This is a genomic window from Telmatospirillum siberiense (genome assembly GCF_002845745.1).
In the GTDB taxonomy this organism is placed as follows: Bacteria; Pseudomonadota; Alphaproteobacteria; order Rhodospirillales; family Magnetospirillaceae; genus Telmatospirillum; species Telmatospirillum siberiense.
In genome coordinates this window covers 136,765-154,321 of the sequence record NZ_PIUM01000009.1, presented here as the reverse complement: position 1 = coordinate 154,321, position 17,557 = coordinate 136,765, and the positions used below count along the sequence as shown (strand labels likewise).

Genomic DNA, 17,557 nt, shown 5'->3' with positions numbered 1-17,557 from the left:
TCGATCCCATCCTCGTAATCCAGGCCGCTCTTGCGCAAAAGCGTCTGGATCTCCCCGCGAAGCGAAACCTCGCTCGACGGGTCTACAGGGTAAAAATCGAAATCGTCGAACTCAAACACGAAACGGTTCCTTGAAAACCCGGCGGCTGGGAAAGGGGGAGCCAGCCGCCGGGCGCTCTTCACTTCAGACTGCGGCCAGAGCCGCATTCAGCGTCGCGCTGGGGCGCATCGCCTTCGATGTCTTGCCGAAATCCGGGAGATAATAGCCCCCCATGTCCACCGGCTTGCCTTGGGCACTGATCAGCTCGGCATTGATCTTCGCCTCGTTTTCGGAGAGCGTTTTGGCCAGTCCGGCGAAACGGGCCTGCAACTCCTTGTCCCGGCTTTGCGCCGCCAATGCCTGCGCCCAGTAGAGGGCGAGATAGAAATGGCTTCCCCGGTTGTCCAGCTCGCCCACCTTGCGGGCCGGAGAACGGTTGTTTTCCAGGATTTTACCATTGGCCTGGTCGAGGGTGTCGGCCAGAACCTGGGCCTTCGGATTGTTGAAGGTCTGCGCCAGATGCTCCAGGGACACGCCCAGCGCCAGGAATTCGCCGAGGGAATCCCATCTGAGATAGCCCTCCTCCTGGAATTGCTGGACATGCTTGGGCGCCGAGCCGCCGGCCCCGGTCTCGAACAACCCGCCACCGGCCATCAGGGGAACGATCGACAGCATCTTGGCGCTGGTGCCCAGTTCGATGATCGGGAACAGATCGGTCAGATAGTCGCGCAGCACATTGCCGGTAACCGAAATGGTGTCCAGGCCCTTGCGGATCCGTTCCAGGGACAGTCGAATGGCGTCCTCCGGCGACATGATCCGGATATCGAGACCCTTGGTGTCGTGATCCTTCAGATAGCGTTCGACCTTGGCGATGATCTGGGCATCGTGAGCCCGCTTGCCATCCAGCCAGAAGATGGCGGGCGCACCCGTCGCCCGCGCCCGGCTGACCGCCAGCTTGACCCAGTCCTGGATCGGCGCGTCCTTCACCTGGCACATGCGGAAGATATCGCCGGCTTCGACCGGCTGCTCCAGCAGGACCTTGCCCGCGCCATCGACCACACGGACGGCACCGTCACCGGCAATCTCGAAGGTCTTGTCGTGGGAGCCGTATTCCTCGGCCTTCTGCGCCATCAGACCGACGTTGGGAACGCTGCCCATGGTGCGCGGATCGAAAGCGCCGTTCTTCTTGCAGTCCTCGATGGCCACTTGATAGATGCCGGCATAGCAGCGATCGGGGATCACCGCCTTGGTATCGTGCAGCTTGCCGTCGGCCCCCCACATCCGCCCGGACTCCCTGATCATGGCGGGCATCGAGGCATCGATGATGACGTCGCTCGGCACATGCAGGTTGGTGATGCCCTTGTCGGAATTGACCATCGCCAGTTCCGGCCGGGACTTGTAGCAAGCCGCGATGTCGGCCTCGATGGCGCCCCGCTCGGCGTCCGGCAGAGTGGCGATCTTGGCCAGCAAATCACCAAAGCCGTTGTTGAGGTTGACGCCCAGCCGTTTCAGGACCTCGGCATGCTTGGTGAGAACGGGCTCGAAGAAGACCGAAACGGCATGTCCGAACATGATCGGATCGGAGATCTTCATCATGGTCGCCTTGAGATGCACGGACAGGAGCACACCCCGCTTCCTGGCGTCCTCGATCTGTTCGGCATAGAAGGCGCGCAGCGCCCGGCGGCTCATCACCGAAGCGTCGATCACCTCGCCGGCCTTCAGCGGGGTTTTTTCCTTCAGCACCGAGGCCTTGCCGTCCCGGCCAACGAATTCGATGCGGACATCGCCGGGCTCGGAGACGGTAACGGATTTTTCGCTGCCATAGAAATCGCCGGCGCTCATATGCGCCACATGGGTTTTGGAATCACCACCCCAGGCGCCCATTTTGTGCGGATTGTTTCTGGCGTACTGCTTGACCGCGGCGGCGGCCCGACGATCGGAATTGCCCTCGCGCAGGACCGGATTGACGGCGCTGCCCAACACCTTGCCGTAGCGGGCCTTGATGTCCTTTTCGGCGTCGGTCTTCGCTTCGTCCGGATAGTTGGGAATGTCGAAGCCCAGCGTCTGCAGTTCCTTGATCGCCGCCTTCAATTGCGGGATCGACGCGCTGATGTTGGGCAATTTGATGATATTGGCTTCCGGCTTGTTGGCCAACGCCCCCAACTCGCTCAACTCGTCCGCGATACGCTGGGCGGGAGCAAGTTTTTCGGGGAAATTGGCGATAATGCGGCCGGCCAGGGAAATGTCCCGGGTCTCGACGGTGATCCCCGCTGTCTTGGTGAAAGTCTCGACAATCGGCAACAGGGAATAGGTCGCCAACGCGGGCGCCTCATCCACTTTGGTCCAAATGATCTTCGCGGTGGTCATCTTTCTTTTACCTTCCTAAGTGTCGTTATCCGCACGCGGACCGGCCTCGCGTTAAAGAGGCATTGAGACGGTGGCAGGCGGGTGCCCTACGACGAACATCCCTATGATAGATGTCGTGCGAGGTTGGTTGTACGCCAATTTTGGCGCTTTATTTCCCCAATTTCAGTAATGGTTTAGGCGGTGCGAGTGTCTTGGCTTCACCTCCAACGAAACGGCGACTTGATTTTTCATGAATATAGCCGCCGTTAACTTGCTCACATTCCGCGATTACCGATCGGCTCCATGACATGGAATAATATCCATGTTGTTTATGTGGCTAAAATATACCGGCTCGACCGCGATACACTCCAATGAATTAATCTGTCACATCCAATTCCATCTCGTTATCATAAGGAGGCGGCCTGACACCTGGACGGCCTGCCTTCCCGACGTGATCAAGACGGAGAAATCCCGCTTGCGCCCCTCGCTTTCCCTGCAGACTTTGAGCAACCGGCTGAAGCTGCGACATCTGGTCCTTCTCGACGCTCTGGGCAGAAGTCACAACATGCATCTGGCGGCCCAGCAGATGAACATCACCCAGCCCGCCGCCACCAAGATTCTTCAAGACATCGAAGACCTGTTCGGACTGGTGCTGTTCGAACGCCTGCCCCGCAACATGAAGCCGACCGACCTTGGTGAATTCGTCATCCGCTTCGCCCGCGAGACCCTGAACGCCACCGGGAAATTCGTCGAGGAACTGGACCATATGAGAAAGGGCGGGCATGGCATGGTGATGATCGGCGCCACCTACGGCATCGCCTACCTGCTCTCGCCCTCCATCATGCGGATGAAGGAAAAACGCCCGCTTCTCTCCATCCGGGTTCTGGAGAGAACCAGCGACATCCTGATAACGGAACTGGAGGAGAAGAACCTGGATCTGGTGATCGGTCGCTTCACCAGCGAGCATCAGCACAACACGTTCGACTTCCGAGACATTGCGGCGACGCAGATGTGCGTGGCCGTCAATCCGACGCATCCGCTGCTCGCCCAGCCGGACATCTCGCTCGCGCAGTTGATGGACTGGCCCTGGATTCTCCACCCATTGAGCACCCCCACCCGCAAATTGTTCGAAGGGACGCTGGCCGACATGGGCCTGAAGTCACCGGCCAATCTGATTGAAACCACGTCGATCTTCACGACGCTGCAGCTTCTGCAGGGAAGCAATATGGTCGCGATCCTGCCGGTGTCCTCCGTCAGGGATTATATCCGGCGCGGCATGATCGCCCGGTTGCCGATCTCATTCGACAGACAGCTCGAAGACTATGGAATTCTGACGCGCAAGGGCGAATCGCCGTCGCCGGCCGCCATGGAATTCATCGAAATCGTTCTTGAGGTCGCCTGCGGCGAGGAAATCGAACGCGGCTGACCCAGCCGCCATATCCCGCCGCGACAGCGTTTCCCGCGTTTCGGGGAACGCCGTCGCGGCGGGTTGGAAAGATGTCAGCGGGCGGAGGCGGCGGCCAGCGCCTCTCCCTCCAGGTGCCGATGCGACACTTCCCGCCGCCAGGCGAAGAAGGTGGCGGTCAGGGCGCAGACGGCGGCAAAGGACAGCCATGCCCCCGGAATGGCCTTGTCGCCGGTCGCGTGGATCAGATAAGTGCAGATCGCCGGAGTGAAACCGCCGAAGAACGTCTGCGACAAGCTATAGGCCAGCGAGAAACCCGAGGTCCGCACTTCCGCCGGCATGATTTCCGTGACATAGACGATCATGCCGCCGTTGTAGTTCGAATAAAGCAGCGACAGCCACAATTCGGTCAGCAACAGATGATTGAAGGACGGCGCGCTGATCAGCATGGACATGATCGGATAGGCGGTCAGCAGCATCAGTCCGGCGGACCCGATCAGCACCGGCTTGCGGCCGAACTTGTCCGAAAGAGCCCCGCCCAAAGGCACGAAAAACAGATTTGAAAAGCCGACGCAGAGAGTGACCGTCAAGGCATCGAGATTGGACAGCTTCAGCACCGCGCTGCCGAAGGTCGGCGTATAGGCGGTGATCATGTAAAAGGCGGCGTTGCTCATGGTGACCATGAAGGCGCCCAGCAGGACGAGACGCCAATTCACCGCGACAGATCGGAAAATCTGCGAAGGCGACGGCCGATGATGATGGGTCCGCGCCTTGAACTCTTCGGTTTCCTGCAACGTCCGCCGCAGCATGAACAGGAAGGGAATGATCACGCAGCCGATGATCAGCGGCACGCGCCACCCCCAGGCGGCCATATCGGCCGGCGGCAGATAGGAGCTGAGCATCATCCCGAGCGTGGCGGCGAAGATCACCGCCACCTGCTGACTGGCCGACTGCCAGCTCACATAGAAACCCTTGTGACCGGGCGTGGCGATTTCGGCCAGATAGACCGAGACGCCGCCCAGTTCCACACCAGCCGACAGCCCCTGAACCAGACGCCCGACGACAACGACGATCGGGGCGAGCAGTCCGATGGTTTCGTAACCCGGAACGCAAGCGATGGTCAGGGTGCCCACGGCCATGAGGCCCAGGGTGACGATCAGGCCCTTGCGCCGCCCATGGTGATCGATATAGGACCCGAGGAATATGGCGCCCAACGGACGCATCAGGAAGCCGGCGCCAAAGGTCATGAAGGTCGCCATCAATGTGGCGAACTCGCTGTCGCTGGGAAAGAAGGCTCCGCCGATGGCCTTGGCGTAATAGCCAAAGACCATGAAATCGTACATTTCGAGGAAATTGCCGCTCGAAACCTGGAAAACCCGCCAGAGTTTCGACTGCTGCGGGACCGTTGCGTCCATTCCGCTTCTCCCTGTTAACCATTGACCCGGGTCATGCCCTTTGAGGGCACAGCACAGCAAGACGCGGGCCAAATGGCGGAACGCGCGCGATCCCCGGAAAGCGCGGACTTCGGAACGGGCCGCCGGAGCGGCTCGGCGGAAATCCGCTGACGAGCTGATTCGATCGGCGGATTTTCGCCGAATAGTCTCTCCCCCGGCTCCATTGATCGGAAATGCATCGGGGCGCCATCCGTGCTACCAACAGCAAAGCGGATCGTCCGCGGTGTTTGAGAACAAAGGGATAGGCAATGGCCCGGCCGTTTCGCCGATGGCTTCATAACGCGATGCCCCTCCTGGCCGCCATCGGCATCGGTGCCGTCGTCGTCTGGCAAGCCGCCTCGCTGGGGCGAAGCGGCGCCATGACCTCCGCCACCGCCCATGGATTCCAGCGGCTCAGGCTTTATTCCAGCACCATCGTCAATGCGCTCGAACGCTATTCCTATCTGCCGTTCATGCTGGCCCACGACGGCAAGGTCAGGGCTCTCCTGGCCGATCAGACCGATCCCGTTCGCCTCAGGGCCGTCGACGAATGGCTGGAGGGCGCCAACGCGGCGGCCGGCTCGACCGCCCTCTATATCGAAAACCTGGAAGGGACGGCCATCGCCGCGAGCAACTGGCGCGAACCCGACACCTATGTCGGTCACCGGTACGAGTTCCGCCCCTTCTTCAAGGATGCCATCAGCACGGGCGGCGGCCGCTGGTTCGGCGTCGGCGTGACCACCCGCATTCCCGGCTACTTCCTGGCCCGCGCCGTTCTCGATGGGGACAGCCCGCAGGGCGTGGCCATCGTCAAGGTCGACCTGGAACAATTGCAGCGCGAATGGGCCAGCGGCGGCGAGAAGGTGATGGTGACCGACATCCACAACATCGCCATCCTCACCTCGCAGCCGGATTGGAAATATGCCGTCCTCGGCACGCTCGACGCCGAAGCGCGCGCGACACTCGACGCCACCCAGCAATATGCCGACGTTCCCTTGCGCTCGGTCAAAGTCATCCAATCCCGCGATATCGAAAAAGACGTGCACATCCTGACGCTGGAGACGGACGGACGGCGCCGGAGCTATCTGGTGCAGTCCGCCGCCATTCCCGGCGAATCCTGGACCATCCATTACCTGACGGACATGAACGACATTCTCGCCGGAAGCAGAAACGCCGCCATCATCGCCGCCTTCGGCTGGATCATCGTCCTTCTTCTGCTTCTGTTCCTAAGACAACGTTTCTTGAGGATCGTCGCCCAGGCCAAGGCCCGCGACGAGGTCGCCGAAGCCCTTCGAACGGCAAGGGACGAGTTGGAACTGACGGTGGCCAAACGCACCGCCGACCTGCAAGCCGAGATCGAGGAACGCCTGCGGACCGAGAGGGAATTGCGGGACGCCCAGACGGAGCTCGTGCATGCGGGAAAAATGGCCGCCCTGGGCCAGATGTCGGCAACCGTCGCCCATGAGTTGAGCCAGCCGCTGACGGCCGTCCAGACCTATCTGGCCAGTGCCAGGGTCTTTGCCCAGCGCGGCGATCTGGGTCAGGTTTTCCGGAATCTCGGGCTGATCGACGATCTGAACCAGCGGATGGGCCATATCGCCAGCCATCTCAAGACGTTTTCGCGCAAGGGCGGCAGCCGCCGCGAACCGGTCCTGCTGGCCGAGGTGGCCAAGCGGGCCATGATGCTGGTCGAGGCGCGGGCCAAATCCGAAAAGGCGATCATCGTCTGCGACATCCCTCCCGACGCCTGCATCCTGGGCGACGGCATCCGTCTCGAACAGGTCATCGTCAATTTGTTCGGCAACGCCCTCGACGCGGTGAAGGCCTGCCAGGTCAAGCGCCTGTCGATGACGGCCGAGGCATCGGAGGGAACCTGGGTCATCAAGGTCGCCGACAACGGTCCGGGCATCGCGCCGGAACATGTCGAGCATGTATTCGACCCCTTCTTCACCACCAAGGAAGTGGGCGAAGGATTGGGCATCGGCCTGTCCCTTTCGGAAAGCATCATCCGCGACATCGGCGGTTCGATGCGGGCGGAAAACGCCCCCGGCGGCGGCGCCGTTTTCGTCATCACCCTGCCGGAGCATTCTCCCGCCCCGGCGCCAGGCGGAGGTTCCCATGGCTGATGATCGTCCACTGGTCCTGTTCGTCGATGACGAACAGCCGGTTCGCGCGTCGGTCGAACAATGGCTGGGATTGTCCGGTTTCCAGGTCTATGTCTTCGATGATCCCCGCCGGACCCTGGAATATGTGGGACCGGACTTCCCCGGCGTTCTGCTGTCCGACGTGAAGATGCCGGGGATGGACGGCCTCGACCTGCTGCGCGAGACGCAGTCCCGCGATGCGGATCTCCCGGTCATTCTGCTGACGGGACATGGCGATGTCGCCATGGCGGTCGAGGCCATGCGCCAAGGCGCCTACGATTTCCTCGAAAAACCCTTTCTGCCGGAACGATTGAGCGAATCGGTACGACGCGCCAGCGAGAAGCGTCGCCTGATCATGGAAAACCGCCGCCTGCGCCGGCAGATGTCCAACGATTCCGGCATTGCCAGCCGCCTGCTCGGCACCTCGGCCGCCATCGAGAGCTTAAGACGCGACCTGGCCGAACTGGCCAAGGCCGACGTCAACGTCGTCATCGTCGGCGAGACGGGAACCGGCAAGGAAATGGTGGCGCGCTGCCTGCACGATTTCGGCCCGAGGGCCGGGAACGCCTTCGTCGCGATCAATTGCGCCGCCGTTCCGGAAACCATGTTCGAAGCCGAATTCTTCGGCTCCGAGGCCGGGGCCTTCACCGGCGCCACCGGACAGCGGATCGGGAAGCTGGAATATGCCCATCGCGGCACCTTGTTTCTCGACGAGATCGAAAGCATGCCGCTCGTTCTGCAGGCCAAGGTCCTGCGTTCGCTCCAGGAAAAGGTGGTGGAACGGCTGGGCTCGCACCAAAGCGTCCCCGCCGACGCGCGGATCGTCTCGGCCGCCAAGCTCGACCTGTCGGCGGCGGTCCGCGGCGGCGGATTCCGCGAGGACCTTTATTACCGGCTGAACGTCGCCGAACTGGTCGTGCCGCCATTGCGCGAGCGGCGAAGCGACATCCCCCTGCTCTTCGAATTCTTTTCGACCGAGGCGGCGCGCCGGCACGAACGCGAGCCGCGCGCCTTGAGCTCATCCGAACTCGCCGCGCTGATGGCCCACGACTGGCCCGGCAATGTGCGCGAATTGAAAAACGCCGCCGAACGCCACGCCCTTGGCTTGGGCGGACGCCTGACGGCGAGCCAGGTCCGGCAGGATGCGCCGTCACCCGGCCTGCCCCTGGCGGCGCAGGTCGCCGGTTTCGAGCGGCAAGCCATCGAAACCGCCTTCGAAGCCTGTGGCGGCGATGTCCAGGCCGTGGTCGAACTCCTCGACGTCCCGCGGCGAACCCTCAACGAGAAAATGACCCGCTATGCCATCGACAGACGGCGTTATCTGCGAGGGGAGTAATAACCCCCCCCACAAAAAGAAGCCGGGGCGGCCCGCCTTCCGCGCGGACCGCCCCGGCCAGACGCCCCCCCGGGCGTTTTCTCAGTACTGATAGATATCGAGAATGTCCCAATATCCATCAGTGGGAACGGCGATGGTCTTATCCATGACGACGTCGAGCAGGAAGGGACCGTCGTGGGCGATGGCTTCCTGGAGGGCGGGTCGCAGATCCTCGGGCTTCTCGACGCGACGCGACGCGACGCCGAAGCCCTTGGCCACCTCGGCGAAGTTGGGTCCGCAGGATTCTCCGGTCCGCTTATCGACGAACAGGGTGCCGATATCGCGGTGGTAGGAGTGCTGCTGCAGGCCGTAGATGGTGCCGAAGGCGTAGTTGTTCATCACCAGCCAGATGGCCTTGGTGTTCTGTTCGCGGGCCGTGGCCAGCACACCGGTGACCGAACTCATGGCGCCGTCACCGATCAGGGTCATCACCACCTTGTCGGGCGCCCCGACCTTGGCGCCGATCACCGCCGCCGGACCGAATCCCATGGTGGCGAAACCGCCGGGCGGGAAGTGGGTCTGCGGCTTGACGATGGGGAACTGCTGGGCCAGGCCGTTCTTGTTCCACCCCACGTCGGTGACCACGATGCCGTCATCGGGCAGCGCGGCGCGGACTTCGGCCAGGATGCGGCCGGGATGGATCGGCGTGTTGTCGAGACCGGGGACATTGCGCAACGCCTCCCACCAGGCCAGCTTCTGCCCGACCAGATCGGCAGTACGAGGCTGGTCTTTCCAGTCGCGCTTCGGCTGACGGGCCGCCACTGCGGCCAGCAGATCTTCAAGCACAGATTTGGCATCGCCGACGATGGCCACTTCGGTCGGGTAGTTCTTGCCGATTTCCTCGGGGTCGATGTCGATATGGATCAACCGTGTCGGCGGAATATTGAAGGTGTATTCCGGCATCCAGGACGAACAATCGGCTTCGGCGAACTTGGTGCCGACCGCCAGAATGACGTCGGCTTCGCGCACCGCCGTATTGGAGATCTTGGTGCCCCAGAAGCCGGTCATGCCCAGGGCCAACGGATTGTTCTCGTTGATCGAGCCTTTGCCCATCAGGGAGGTGCAAACCGGAATGCCGAGATATTCGGCCACCGCCGTCAGTTCCGCCGAGGCCTCCGACAGCGTTACCCCGCCGCCGGCATAGATGGCCGGCGCCTTGGCGCTGGCCAGCAGGTCCGCTGCCCGGGCGATCGCTTCGCTGTCGCCGCGCTGACGGGTGACGTTGACCTTGGCCGGCGTGAAGGCCGGGATCTTGACGTCGGAGCGCCGTGAGAACATGTCCATCGGCACATCGATCAGCACCGGACCCGGACGGCCCGAGGTCGCCACGGTGAACGCCCGGGCGATGATCGACGGCAGCGCTTCGACGCTCTGGACCTTCCAGGCCCGTTTGACGAAGGGCTTGTACATCTCGAACTGAGTGGCATCGCCGTGCATCTTGATCTCTTGATGCGCGTCACGGCCGAAATGCTGGCTCGGAATATCGCCCGAGATCACCACCATCGCCGTCGAATCGAGCGCCGCGTTGACGACGCCGGTGATGGCGTTGGTCATGCCCGGCCCGAGATGGGTCATCACAACGCCCGGCTTGTGAGTGACGCGGAAATAACCGTCGGCCGCATGGGCGGCGAACTGCTCATGGCGAAAGCTGATCAGATTGAGTTTCGAACCATGCAGGGCATCCATAAAACCGATCACGCCATGGCCGCACAGGCCGAAAATCGTCTCGACGCCCAGTGCCTCGAGGCAGGCGACCAGAATCTCGCCGCCGGTCCGTCCTTCGCCCGGCGGACGCTTCAGGACATGCTTCGCCGTCGCGTGCTTGTCGACCTTTCTTTCTGCTATTTTCGTCATCTGTTTCATCCCTAACAGAACCGTGGCCTTCGGCCGGCCACACCCCGTAGCCGGCCGACGCGTTTGAACTTAGAAAACTGCGCTATTGTAGAACTCTCCGAAGAGTTCCTGGTCCGAGGGCCGGTCTTCCGGAATCGGACGGCTGACCCAGGTGGTCTGCATGAAATGCTTCAGATGGACATTCTCGCTGATGATGTTGCCGCCCCAGATGCCGCAACCCAGGCTGGAGGTCATCGGCATGCCGTTGGTGAAGGAGCCGGCGTTGGCTTTCGATTGGGGCTGGCGGACCATGATGCGGCTGACCGGCGCCATCAGGGCCAGACGATGGATATGATCGTCGTCGAACGAATAGATGCCGACCGAATGGCCCTTGCCGCCCACCTCATAGATCGCGCGAACCATGTTGAGCGCGTTCTCGAATTCGCCCTCGTACTTGTAGATGGCCAAAAGCGTCGTCAGCTTCTCGCCCGAGAACTTGTGTTCCTTGCCGATCTTGTCGTTCTTCACGATGAGGAACTTGCGGTCGTCGGGAATGGTGAAGCCGCAATGCTTGGCCACGACCTGCGGAGCGCGCGCCACCGTCTCGATGGTCCGATGCCCTTCGGCGTCCCACATGCCGGCCAGCAGCTTGGCTCTCTCCTCGTCATTGGCGAGATAGCCGCCTTCCTTCTGCAATTGGGCGAGGAAGGCGTCGTAGATCTTCGCCGACACCACCAGATTGCCGTCGGCCGAACAGCCCGACCCGAAATCCGAGGTCTTGCTGATGCGCGTGTTCATCGCGGCTTCGGCAAGGTCCGCCGTCTCGTCGATCACCATGGTCGAATTGCCGGCGCCCACGCCATAGGCCGGCCGGCCGGAACTGTAGGCGGCACGCACCATCGGCTGGCCACCGGTCGCCATGGTCAGATCGCAAATCGCCATCAGTTCGTTGGTCATGGGAATGCTGGGATTTTCGATGACCTGGAAAAGATCTTCCGGCGCGCCTTGGCGGCGCAAGGCTTCCCGCATGATCCGCACCACTTCGACGGTGGTCTTCTTGGCCCGCGGATGGGGCGAGAAGATCACCGCGTCCTTGCACTTCAAGGCATAGATGCCGGTCACCGGCGGCGTCTGATCGGGATTGGTCGTCGGAATCAGGGAGGCGATCACGCCGGCAGGCTTGGCGTATTTGACGATCCCCTTCTCCGGGATTTCCTCGATGACGCCCATGCTCTTCTGGCGCAACGCATCGCGCAGGACGCCCATGATCTTGAAGCGCTTGCTGACGCGACCGACGCGGTCGCCGAGCTCCGATTCGTCCACCGCCATGTTGGCGATCTTGGTCATCGTCGTCTCATTCGCCGTCGCCCAACCAAGTGCCTGGCAAAGACGGTCGATCTTGGCCTGGTCATAGTCCTCGATCGCCTTCATCGCGACACGCGCCTTTGCCAGCAGCCCGCGGACATATGCGCGCTGCTCGTCACTCAATGGGGTCGCCATTCTTCCGTCTCCTCGTTTTTTCACAAAATTTGAAACCCGCTTCCGGCCCCGAACAACCGGAATAGAATTCCAAAATTATTACGCCAAACACCCACAAAGCTCAACTGGTTTTTGACTCGACTCTGGTGCATTGCACCTCAATTTCTGGCTATTTTCCGGCAAAACAGGCATCTTTTGCGCGACTTGTCCGGTTTGTGAAAATAGCTCATTGGCTTGAAACATATGGACTATATAGTCCATTTATGAAGCCGTTGTGGTGAAAATCTGACGGATGGTGCCCCCACCATCCGTCAGATTTTCACCACAATTCAATTAGTTGGTGGGCCAACTTATCCAGACGCTTGGGCACCAAGCGTCTGGGTTGGACCACTAGCGTCTTCCGCCTGACAAACCGCCAGACACTCCTTGACGCGCGCGAAGGCCGGCCTGGCGCGCGTCGCCATGGTTTCACGCACCTTGCCGAAGTCGCCGCGGAGTGCCCAGTCATAGGCCTCGTTGCGAATGCGCCGATAGACCGCGAGCGCCTCGGTCACGGCCGCACCCCCGGTTCCCCGGGCGTCGGCGGCCCGCTTCGCCCAGATGCGATCGACCACGCCGTCCAGTTCCCGGACCCTGGCGATGTACGGCTTGACGACGGCGGCGGCCTCGGAATTAAGGATCATGATATTGTTCGCGCGCATTTCCTCGAAAATATCCATGATCGCCGCCACAGGCGGCTTGCCGAAGTCGATCCCGCCCATTGTCTTGTTGAGCCCGGCCAACTTCTGCAGAACGGCCCGCAGCATCTCGTTGCAATCGCGCACCGTCTGTTCGTTCTTGCCCTTCAAGTCGGACAAGGAGTCCAGCGTCGCCGCCAACTTCTCGCCCAGACCGGCCTGCCCGGCACTTTCGGCCATCACATGTTCGGCCGCCCCTTTCGACTGCCTGGCATGATCGGCGATCTCCTCGAAGGCTTGGGCGGCATGGTTCCATAATTCGCCGCTGGCGCTCACCCGGGCCTGGGCCGCGGTCATCGCCTGGGCCACGGACCGGGTGATCCCGACGATTCGCTCGACACGACTGCTGATGTCGTCGGCCGAGGCCCGGGTATTGTTGGCAAGACCGCGCACCTCGTTGGCGACCACGGCGAAACCGTGCCCGAATTCCCCGGCGCGCGCCGCCTCGATCGCCGCATTCAAAGACAGCATCTTCGTCTGATTGGCGATTTCCTGAATGATGCGGATGACGCCGACGATTTCCTCGGACGCGGCGACCACCTGGCGAAACTCGTCGGCCAGACGGTCGATCGCACCGGTAATCGACGCCACCGCCTCCGCCGCGCCCCGAACGTTCTGACGCCCTTCCTCCGACAATTGCACCGTCGCCGCGATGCTCGCACCGCAGACTTGCGATTCGCCGCGGATCGTCTCGATGCTTTGTCCGAGAGTCTTGCCGAGGTCGAGTATCCCCGATACGACGGGTCCTTGATCGCGGGTGACCTGCAGGACACAGGTGAATTTATCGACCAGCGTCGCGCTGTCGGTCGTCAGATCGACCGCGGTCCGGTCGAAGGAGGCGAGCAGATCGTCATCGACGGCCGCGCTCCCGTTGACATGGTTCACGTCGCACCCCCTCGTCACCATGAAAGACGACGCGCGGGGCGCGCGGGCTGCCCCTGAAGGCTCAACCACCCGCGCCCCCGAGATCTCTATTCAGGCGCTCGCCTTGATCGGCTGACGCTGGGAATGCGCTTCGAGATATTGTTTCGCCGACTGCAGGCAGCGGCGGGCATGCTCCTCATAGCCCAACTCGCGAACCTGGGCGACGTTCGGCAGTTCGATGGAATAGGGAATCTGGGGCATGCGATCGAGAATAGCGGCCACATCGATGGCCCCCTCCCCCAGATAGAGGCGAGCGTCGCGCGCGACATGGACCAGCCCCTCCCGGGTCGTGGGAATTTCCCGCGGCGCGTCACAGATATGGGCGATATTGAACCAGGCACGCGGCAACTCGTCCAACTCCTCCAGCTTGACGCGGGAGAAATGGATATAAAGCGTGTCGATCATGATGCCGCCATTGGGGCGGTTGGCGGTACGCACGATGTCGGCGGCCTCCTGAAGATTGGTCAGCCGCGAGAAGCTCGGAAATTCCAGATTGACCGTAAGGCCGAACGGTCGGGCCAGATCACAAATTTCCGAGAACCGGTCGATCACGAATGCCCGGTCGGTGCGATCGGCCGTCCAGGCGCTCGAAATCACATGGCGCGCACCCAGTTCGGCCGCCACTTCCATGGCCGGCACATAGCTCTTCGGATCGTTGTCGGAAAGGATCCGGGCCAGTTCCAGATCGAGCATCTTGACCCCGGTCTCGGCCAGCGCCGCCTTGGTCTTGCGGATCATGAACTTGTCTTCCGGCAAATAGGCGGGTTCGCCGGGGGTCCATAACGGAATAAATCGCAAACTCACGAAATCGTATCCGGCGCGAGAGGCGATATAGGTCATCTCCGGAGGAGCGCATCCAAGCACGGTGAGATGAGCAAGCGAGAATTGATTTTTCATTTCCTGCGTTCCCTTTTGCGTATTCCCGGATGGGTCTGTTTTTCATGCGCTGACGCGCTTCGGCCTCTCAATCTCCGTCTCGCCGAGATCGGGAAAGGCGGCCCATAACTCTTTATTGGTGCCAGTTTTGATTAATCGCCTTAAATGGAATACATTTCCACTTTTTGCGATCCTACGCCGCCCTCCCGCAGGGTTCAATCCATTTCTGCCACGCGCTTGCGGACGCGACTGGACAAGCGCCCTCCACATCGAAACAACTAATTGAAATAAAATAAAAATATTTGGAAAACCCGAGGGCTGACCGGTCTTTTCGAGGCCCGGCACCGCACTTCGCGCCCCTCGCGCGGCGATTCGCGTGCGGCAATGCTCCACGTGACGGAGATGCGATATCGTCGGCTGGAAAACCCGCGAAAACGCTCATCCTCACAACAAAAGACGATCCTTTGGCCACATATATATGGACCAGACAGTCCATTGTGTATTGACAGGATCGAATGACCAAGCCCATGCTGGTTGGTGAACAATAAGCATATCGCGAGGTGTGAGCCGGAACCGGCGGCGCCGACCATGCCGAAGTGCGGTTTCGAGCCGCATCCTCGTCCAACAAACGAGGAACGCAGCCATGAGTAGCACCAAAACGGTCGCCCCTGCGGCCGCTGGAACTTTTTTGAAGCACACCGTTACCGGAATCGACGATCTTCAACCGTCGTGTCTGATCGGACTTATCGGCGATGGCATCCAGCAGTCCCGCTCGCCAGGCATGCATATGCGGGAAGGCGTCCTGCAGGGCATGCGCTATGTCTACAATCTGGTCGACACGGACAAGCTGAAGCTCGGCCAGAAGGACCTCCCGGATCTGCTCACGGCTGCCGAACGGATGGGCTACAACGGCCTCAACATCACTTATCCGTTCAAACAAACGGTCATTCCCTACCTCGACGAACTTTCCACCAATGCCAAGGCGCTGGGGGCGGTCAACACCGTCGTCCTGAAAGACGGCAAGCGGTACGGCCACAACACCGACTGGTGCGGCTTCGCCGACGGATTCAAGCGGGCCTTGCCGGATGTCTCCAAGCGCCGCGCCGTGCAGATCGGCGCCGGCGGTGCCGGAGCGGCCGTGGCCCATGCCGCGCTGACGTTGGGAATCGAAGAACTCGCCATCTACGACATCGCGCCGGAAAAGGCCCTCCATGAGGTCACCTCGCTATGCGCCCGCTTCGGTGCGGGCCGGGCCCGGCTGGTGACGAAGGACGACCTGGAAGCCGCCGTCGCCAAGACCGACGGACTGATCCATTGCACCCCGACCGGAATGGCGAAGATGCCCGGAATGGCCGTTCCCGCCTCCTGGCTGCGGCCGGAGATGTGGGTGGCCGAGGTCGTCTATTTTCCGCTGGTCACCGAACTGGTGAAAAAGGCCAAGGAAATCGGCTGTCGCGTGGCCGATGGCGGCGGCATGGCCGTCTACCAGGCGGTGGAGGCCTTCCGTCTGTTCACCGGCATCACTCCCAACGCCGACAGAATGCGCGCGCATTTTGCCGAATGGGACAAGAACTAAGGCGCCCCAAACAACAATCCGGCGCTTCGAATATCTGGAAAGGAAACGTCATGAGGTCTGAAACGATCAGTGCCGCCAGTCAGGCGGCATCTTCGGCACGGCCCACTCGTGCCCGCTTCGTCATCCTGGCCCTGCTCGCCGTGGGCACGATGATCAACTATCTCGACCGGACCGTGCTGGGAATCGCCGCTCCCAGCCTGACCAAGGATCTCGGCTTGACCGCGACGGTCATGGGCATCGTTTTTTCCGCATTCTCCTGGACCTATGCGGCCGCGCAAATCCCCGGCGGCGTCTTCCTCGACCGCTACGGCAGCAAGCTGACCTATACCCTGGCCCTCGGCTTCTGGTCCCTGTTCACCGGACTCCAGGGCTTCGCCACCGGACTTTATTCACTTCTCTTCTACCGCTTCGGCCTGGGCGTCGCCGAATCGCCCTGCTTCCCCACCAACAGCCGCATCGTCGGCACCTGGTTCCCGCAGCAGGAGCGCGCGCGGGCCACCAGCATCTACACGGTGGGCGAATATATCGGCCTCGCCGCCTTCGGCCCCGGGCTGTTCTGGATCATGGCCAATTACGGCTGGCATTCCCTGTTCCTGGTCGTCGGCGTCGTCGGCGTTCTCTATTCCCTCGCCTTCTGGTGGGGATACACCGAACCGCAGGACTGCAAGACGGTCAATCAGGCCGAACTCGACTACATCGCCGCCGGCGACGGCCTGGTGCCGAAATCGGCGCAAAAGGTTCCCTTCACTTGGGAAAACTGCAAGAAGCTGCTGAAATTCCGCCAGATCTGGGGGGCTGGAATCGGTCAGTATGCCGGCAACACGGCGCTGGTCTTTTTCCTGACCTGGTTCCCCACCTATCTGGCCACGGAACGGCACATGGGCTGGGTGAAGATGGGCTTCTTCGCCGTTCTGCCCTTCCTCGCCGCGGCGATCGGCATCATGGTGGGCGGCTGGGCCTCCGACCAATTGCTGAAGAAGACCGGGTCGGCCAACATCGCCCGCAAGGGACCGATCATTTTCGGCCTGCTGCTGGCGTCCACCATCGTCACCGCCAACTATGTCGAGAGCGACAATGCCGTGATCGCCATCCTGTCCCTGGCCTTTTTCGGACAAGGCATGGTCGGCCTGGGCTGGACCTTGATTTCGGACATGGCGCCCAAGCATCTCATGGGCCTGACCGGCGGCTTCTTCAATCTGGCCGCCAATCTCGCCGGCATCGTCACGCCGATCGTCATCGGGGTCATCCTCAGCGTCACCGGCTCCTTCGTCGGCGCCCTGGCCTTCGTCGGCGCGGTCGCCCTGATCGGCGCCTGCTCCTACATTTTCCTGCTGGGCGATGTGAAGCGCCTGGAAATCGATTAACGGCCTGTCCCAACTTTCCCTGTCCC

11 protein-coding genes are annotated in these 17,557 nt (G+C 61.6%); 5 read left to right on the top strand and 6 right to left on the bottom strand.

What is annotated here, in order from left to right:
- Window positions 1–183: 183 nt before the first annotated feature.
- Window positions 184–2,406, bottom strand: a complete 2,223-nt coding sequence (locus CWS72_RS10420; RefSeq protein WP_101250530.1) for an NADP-dependent isocitrate dehydrogenase — start codon at window positions 2,404–2,406, stop codon at window positions 184–186.
- Window positions 2,407–2,860: 454 nt separating this feature from the next.
- Between CWS72_RS10420 and CWS72_RS10415 the strand changes: the two genes are divergently transcribed.
- The gene (locus tag CWS72_RS10415) at window positions 2,861–3,811 is read left to right on the top strand and encodes a LysR family transcriptional regulator (protein WP_158240586.1); all 951 of its coding nucleotides are present in this window, start codon (window positions 2,861–2,863) and stop codon (window positions 3,809–3,811) included.
- A gap of 74 nt (window positions 3,812–3,885) precedes the next feature.
- Here CWS72_RS10415 and tcuC read toward each other — a convergent pair whose 3' ends face one another.
- The gene (tcuC, locus tag CWS72_RS10410) at window positions 3,886–5,205 is read right to left on the bottom strand and encodes an MFS transporter (RefSeq protein WP_101250528.1); all 1,320 of its coding nucleotides are present in this window, start codon (window positions 5,203–5,205) and stop codon (window positions 3,886–3,888) included.
- Between the two features lie 287 nt (window positions 5,206–5,492).
- Here tcuC and CWS72_RS10405 point away from each other — a divergent pair, with 287 nt between their 5' ends.
- Both CWS72_RS10405 and CWS72_RS10400 read left to right on the top strand, forming a co-directional pair.
- Window positions 5,493–7,349 carry a sensor histidine kinase gene (locus CWS72_RS10405; RefSeq protein WP_101250527.1) on the top strand — a complete coding sequence of 619 codons (1,857 nt, stop codon included), beginning with the start codon at window positions 5,493–5,495 and terminating at the stop codon, window positions 7,347–7,349.
- A complete protein-coding gene (locus CWS72_RS10400) occupies window positions 7,342–8,703 on the top strand; it encodes a sigma-54-dependent transcriptional regulator (RefSeq protein WP_101250526.1) in 1,362 nt (453 codons plus the stop codon). Before CWS72_RS10405 ends, CWS72_RS10400 begins: the two co-directional genes overlap by 8 nt.
- 81 nt (window positions 8,704–8,784) lie before the next feature.
- Here the strand turns inward: CWS72_RS10400 and CWS72_RS10395 are convergent, their stop codons facing one another.
- The 4 genes from CWS72_RS10395 to CWS72_RS10380 all read right to left on the bottom strand — a co-directional run bounded on the left by CWS72_RS10395 (window position 8,785) and on the right by CWS72_RS10380 (window position 14,612).
- Window positions 8,785–10,596: a thiamine pyrophosphate-binding protein gene (locus tag CWS72_RS10395; protein ID WP_101250548.1), complete on the bottom strand. Its 1,812-nt coding sequence runs from the start codon at window positions 10,594–10,596 to the stop codon at window positions 8,785–8,787.
- Window positions 10,597–10,665: 69 nt separating this feature from the next.
- On the bottom strand, window positions 10,666–12,075 hold the full coding sequence (locus CWS72_RS10390; protein WP_101250525.1) for an aldehyde dehydrogenase family protein: 1,410 nt from the start codon (window positions 12,073–12,075) through the stop codon (window positions 10,666–10,668).
- A gap of 329 nt (window positions 12,076–12,404) precedes the next feature.
- Entirely contained in the window at window positions 12,405–13,676 is a 1,272-nt protein-coding gene (locus tag CWS72_RS10385) for a methyl-accepting chemotaxis protein (protein ID WP_158240585.1), read from the bottom strand.
- Window positions 13,677–13,766: 90 nt separating this feature from the next.
- Window positions 13,767–14,612 (bottom strand): sugar phosphate isomerase/epimerase family protein, encoded by an 846-nt coding sequence (locus CWS72_RS10380; RefSeq protein WP_101250523.1) that lies wholly within the window; start codon window positions 14,610–14,612, stop codon window positions 13,767–13,769.
- 622 nt (window positions 14,613–15,234) lie between these two features.
- Between CWS72_RS10380 and CWS72_RS10375 the strand changes: the two genes are divergently transcribed.
- Both CWS72_RS10375 and CWS72_RS10370 read left to right on the top strand, forming a co-directional pair.
- Window positions 15,235–16,167: a shikimate dehydrogenase gene (locus tag CWS72_RS10375; protein ID WP_101250522.1), complete on the top strand. Its 933-nt coding sequence runs from the start codon at window positions 15,235–15,237 to the stop codon at window positions 16,165–16,167.
- Window positions 16,168–16,217: 50 nt separating this feature from the next.
- Window positions 16,218–17,531, top strand: a complete 1,314-nt coding sequence (locus CWS72_RS10370; RefSeq protein WP_101250521.1) for an MFS transporter — start codon at window positions 16,218–16,220, stop codon at window positions 17,529–17,531.
- Window positions 17,532–17,557: the final 26 nt, after the last annotated feature.

What these genes read in the sequence shown, in the direction of transcription:
- CWS72_RS10420 (WP_101250530.1), bottom strand. Translation starts at nt 2,406, where the DNA reads ATGACCACCGCGAAGATCATTTGGACCAAAGTGGATGAGGCGCCCGCG.
- tcuC (WP_101250528.1), bottom strand. Translation starts at nt 5,205, where the DNA reads ATGGACGCAACGGTCCCGCAGCAGTCGAAACTCTGGCGGGTTTTCCAG.
- CWS72_RS10405 (WP_101250527.1), top strand. Translation starts at nt 5,493, where the DNA reads ATGGCCCGGCCGTTTCGCCGATGGCTTCATAACGCGATGCCCCTCCTG.
- CWS72_RS10400 (WP_101250526.1), top strand. Translation starts at nt 7,342, where the DNA reads ATGGCTGATGATCGTCCACTGGTCCTGTTCGTCGATGACGAACAGCCG.
- CWS72_RS10395 (WP_101250548.1), bottom strand. Translation starts at nt 10,596, where the DNA reads ATGACGAAAATAGCAGAAAGAAAGGTCGACAAGCACGCGACGGCGAAG.
- CWS72_RS10390 (WP_101250525.1), bottom strand. Translation starts at nt 12,075, where the DNA reads ATGGCGACCCCATTGAGTGACGAGCAGCGCGCATATGTCCGCGGGCTG.
- CWS72_RS10380 (WP_101250523.1), bottom strand. Translation starts at nt 14,612, where the DNA reads ATGAAAAATCAATTCTCGCTTGCTCATCTCACCGTGCTTGGATGCGCT.
- CWS72_RS10375 (WP_101250522.1), top strand. Translation starts at nt 15,235, where the DNA reads ATGAGTAGCACCAAAACGGTCGCCCCTGCGGCCGCTGGAACTTTTTTG.
- CWS72_RS10370 (WP_101250521.1), top strand. Translation starts at nt 16,218, where the DNA reads ATGAGGTCTGAAACGATCAGTGCCGCCAGTCAGGCGGCATCTTCGGCA.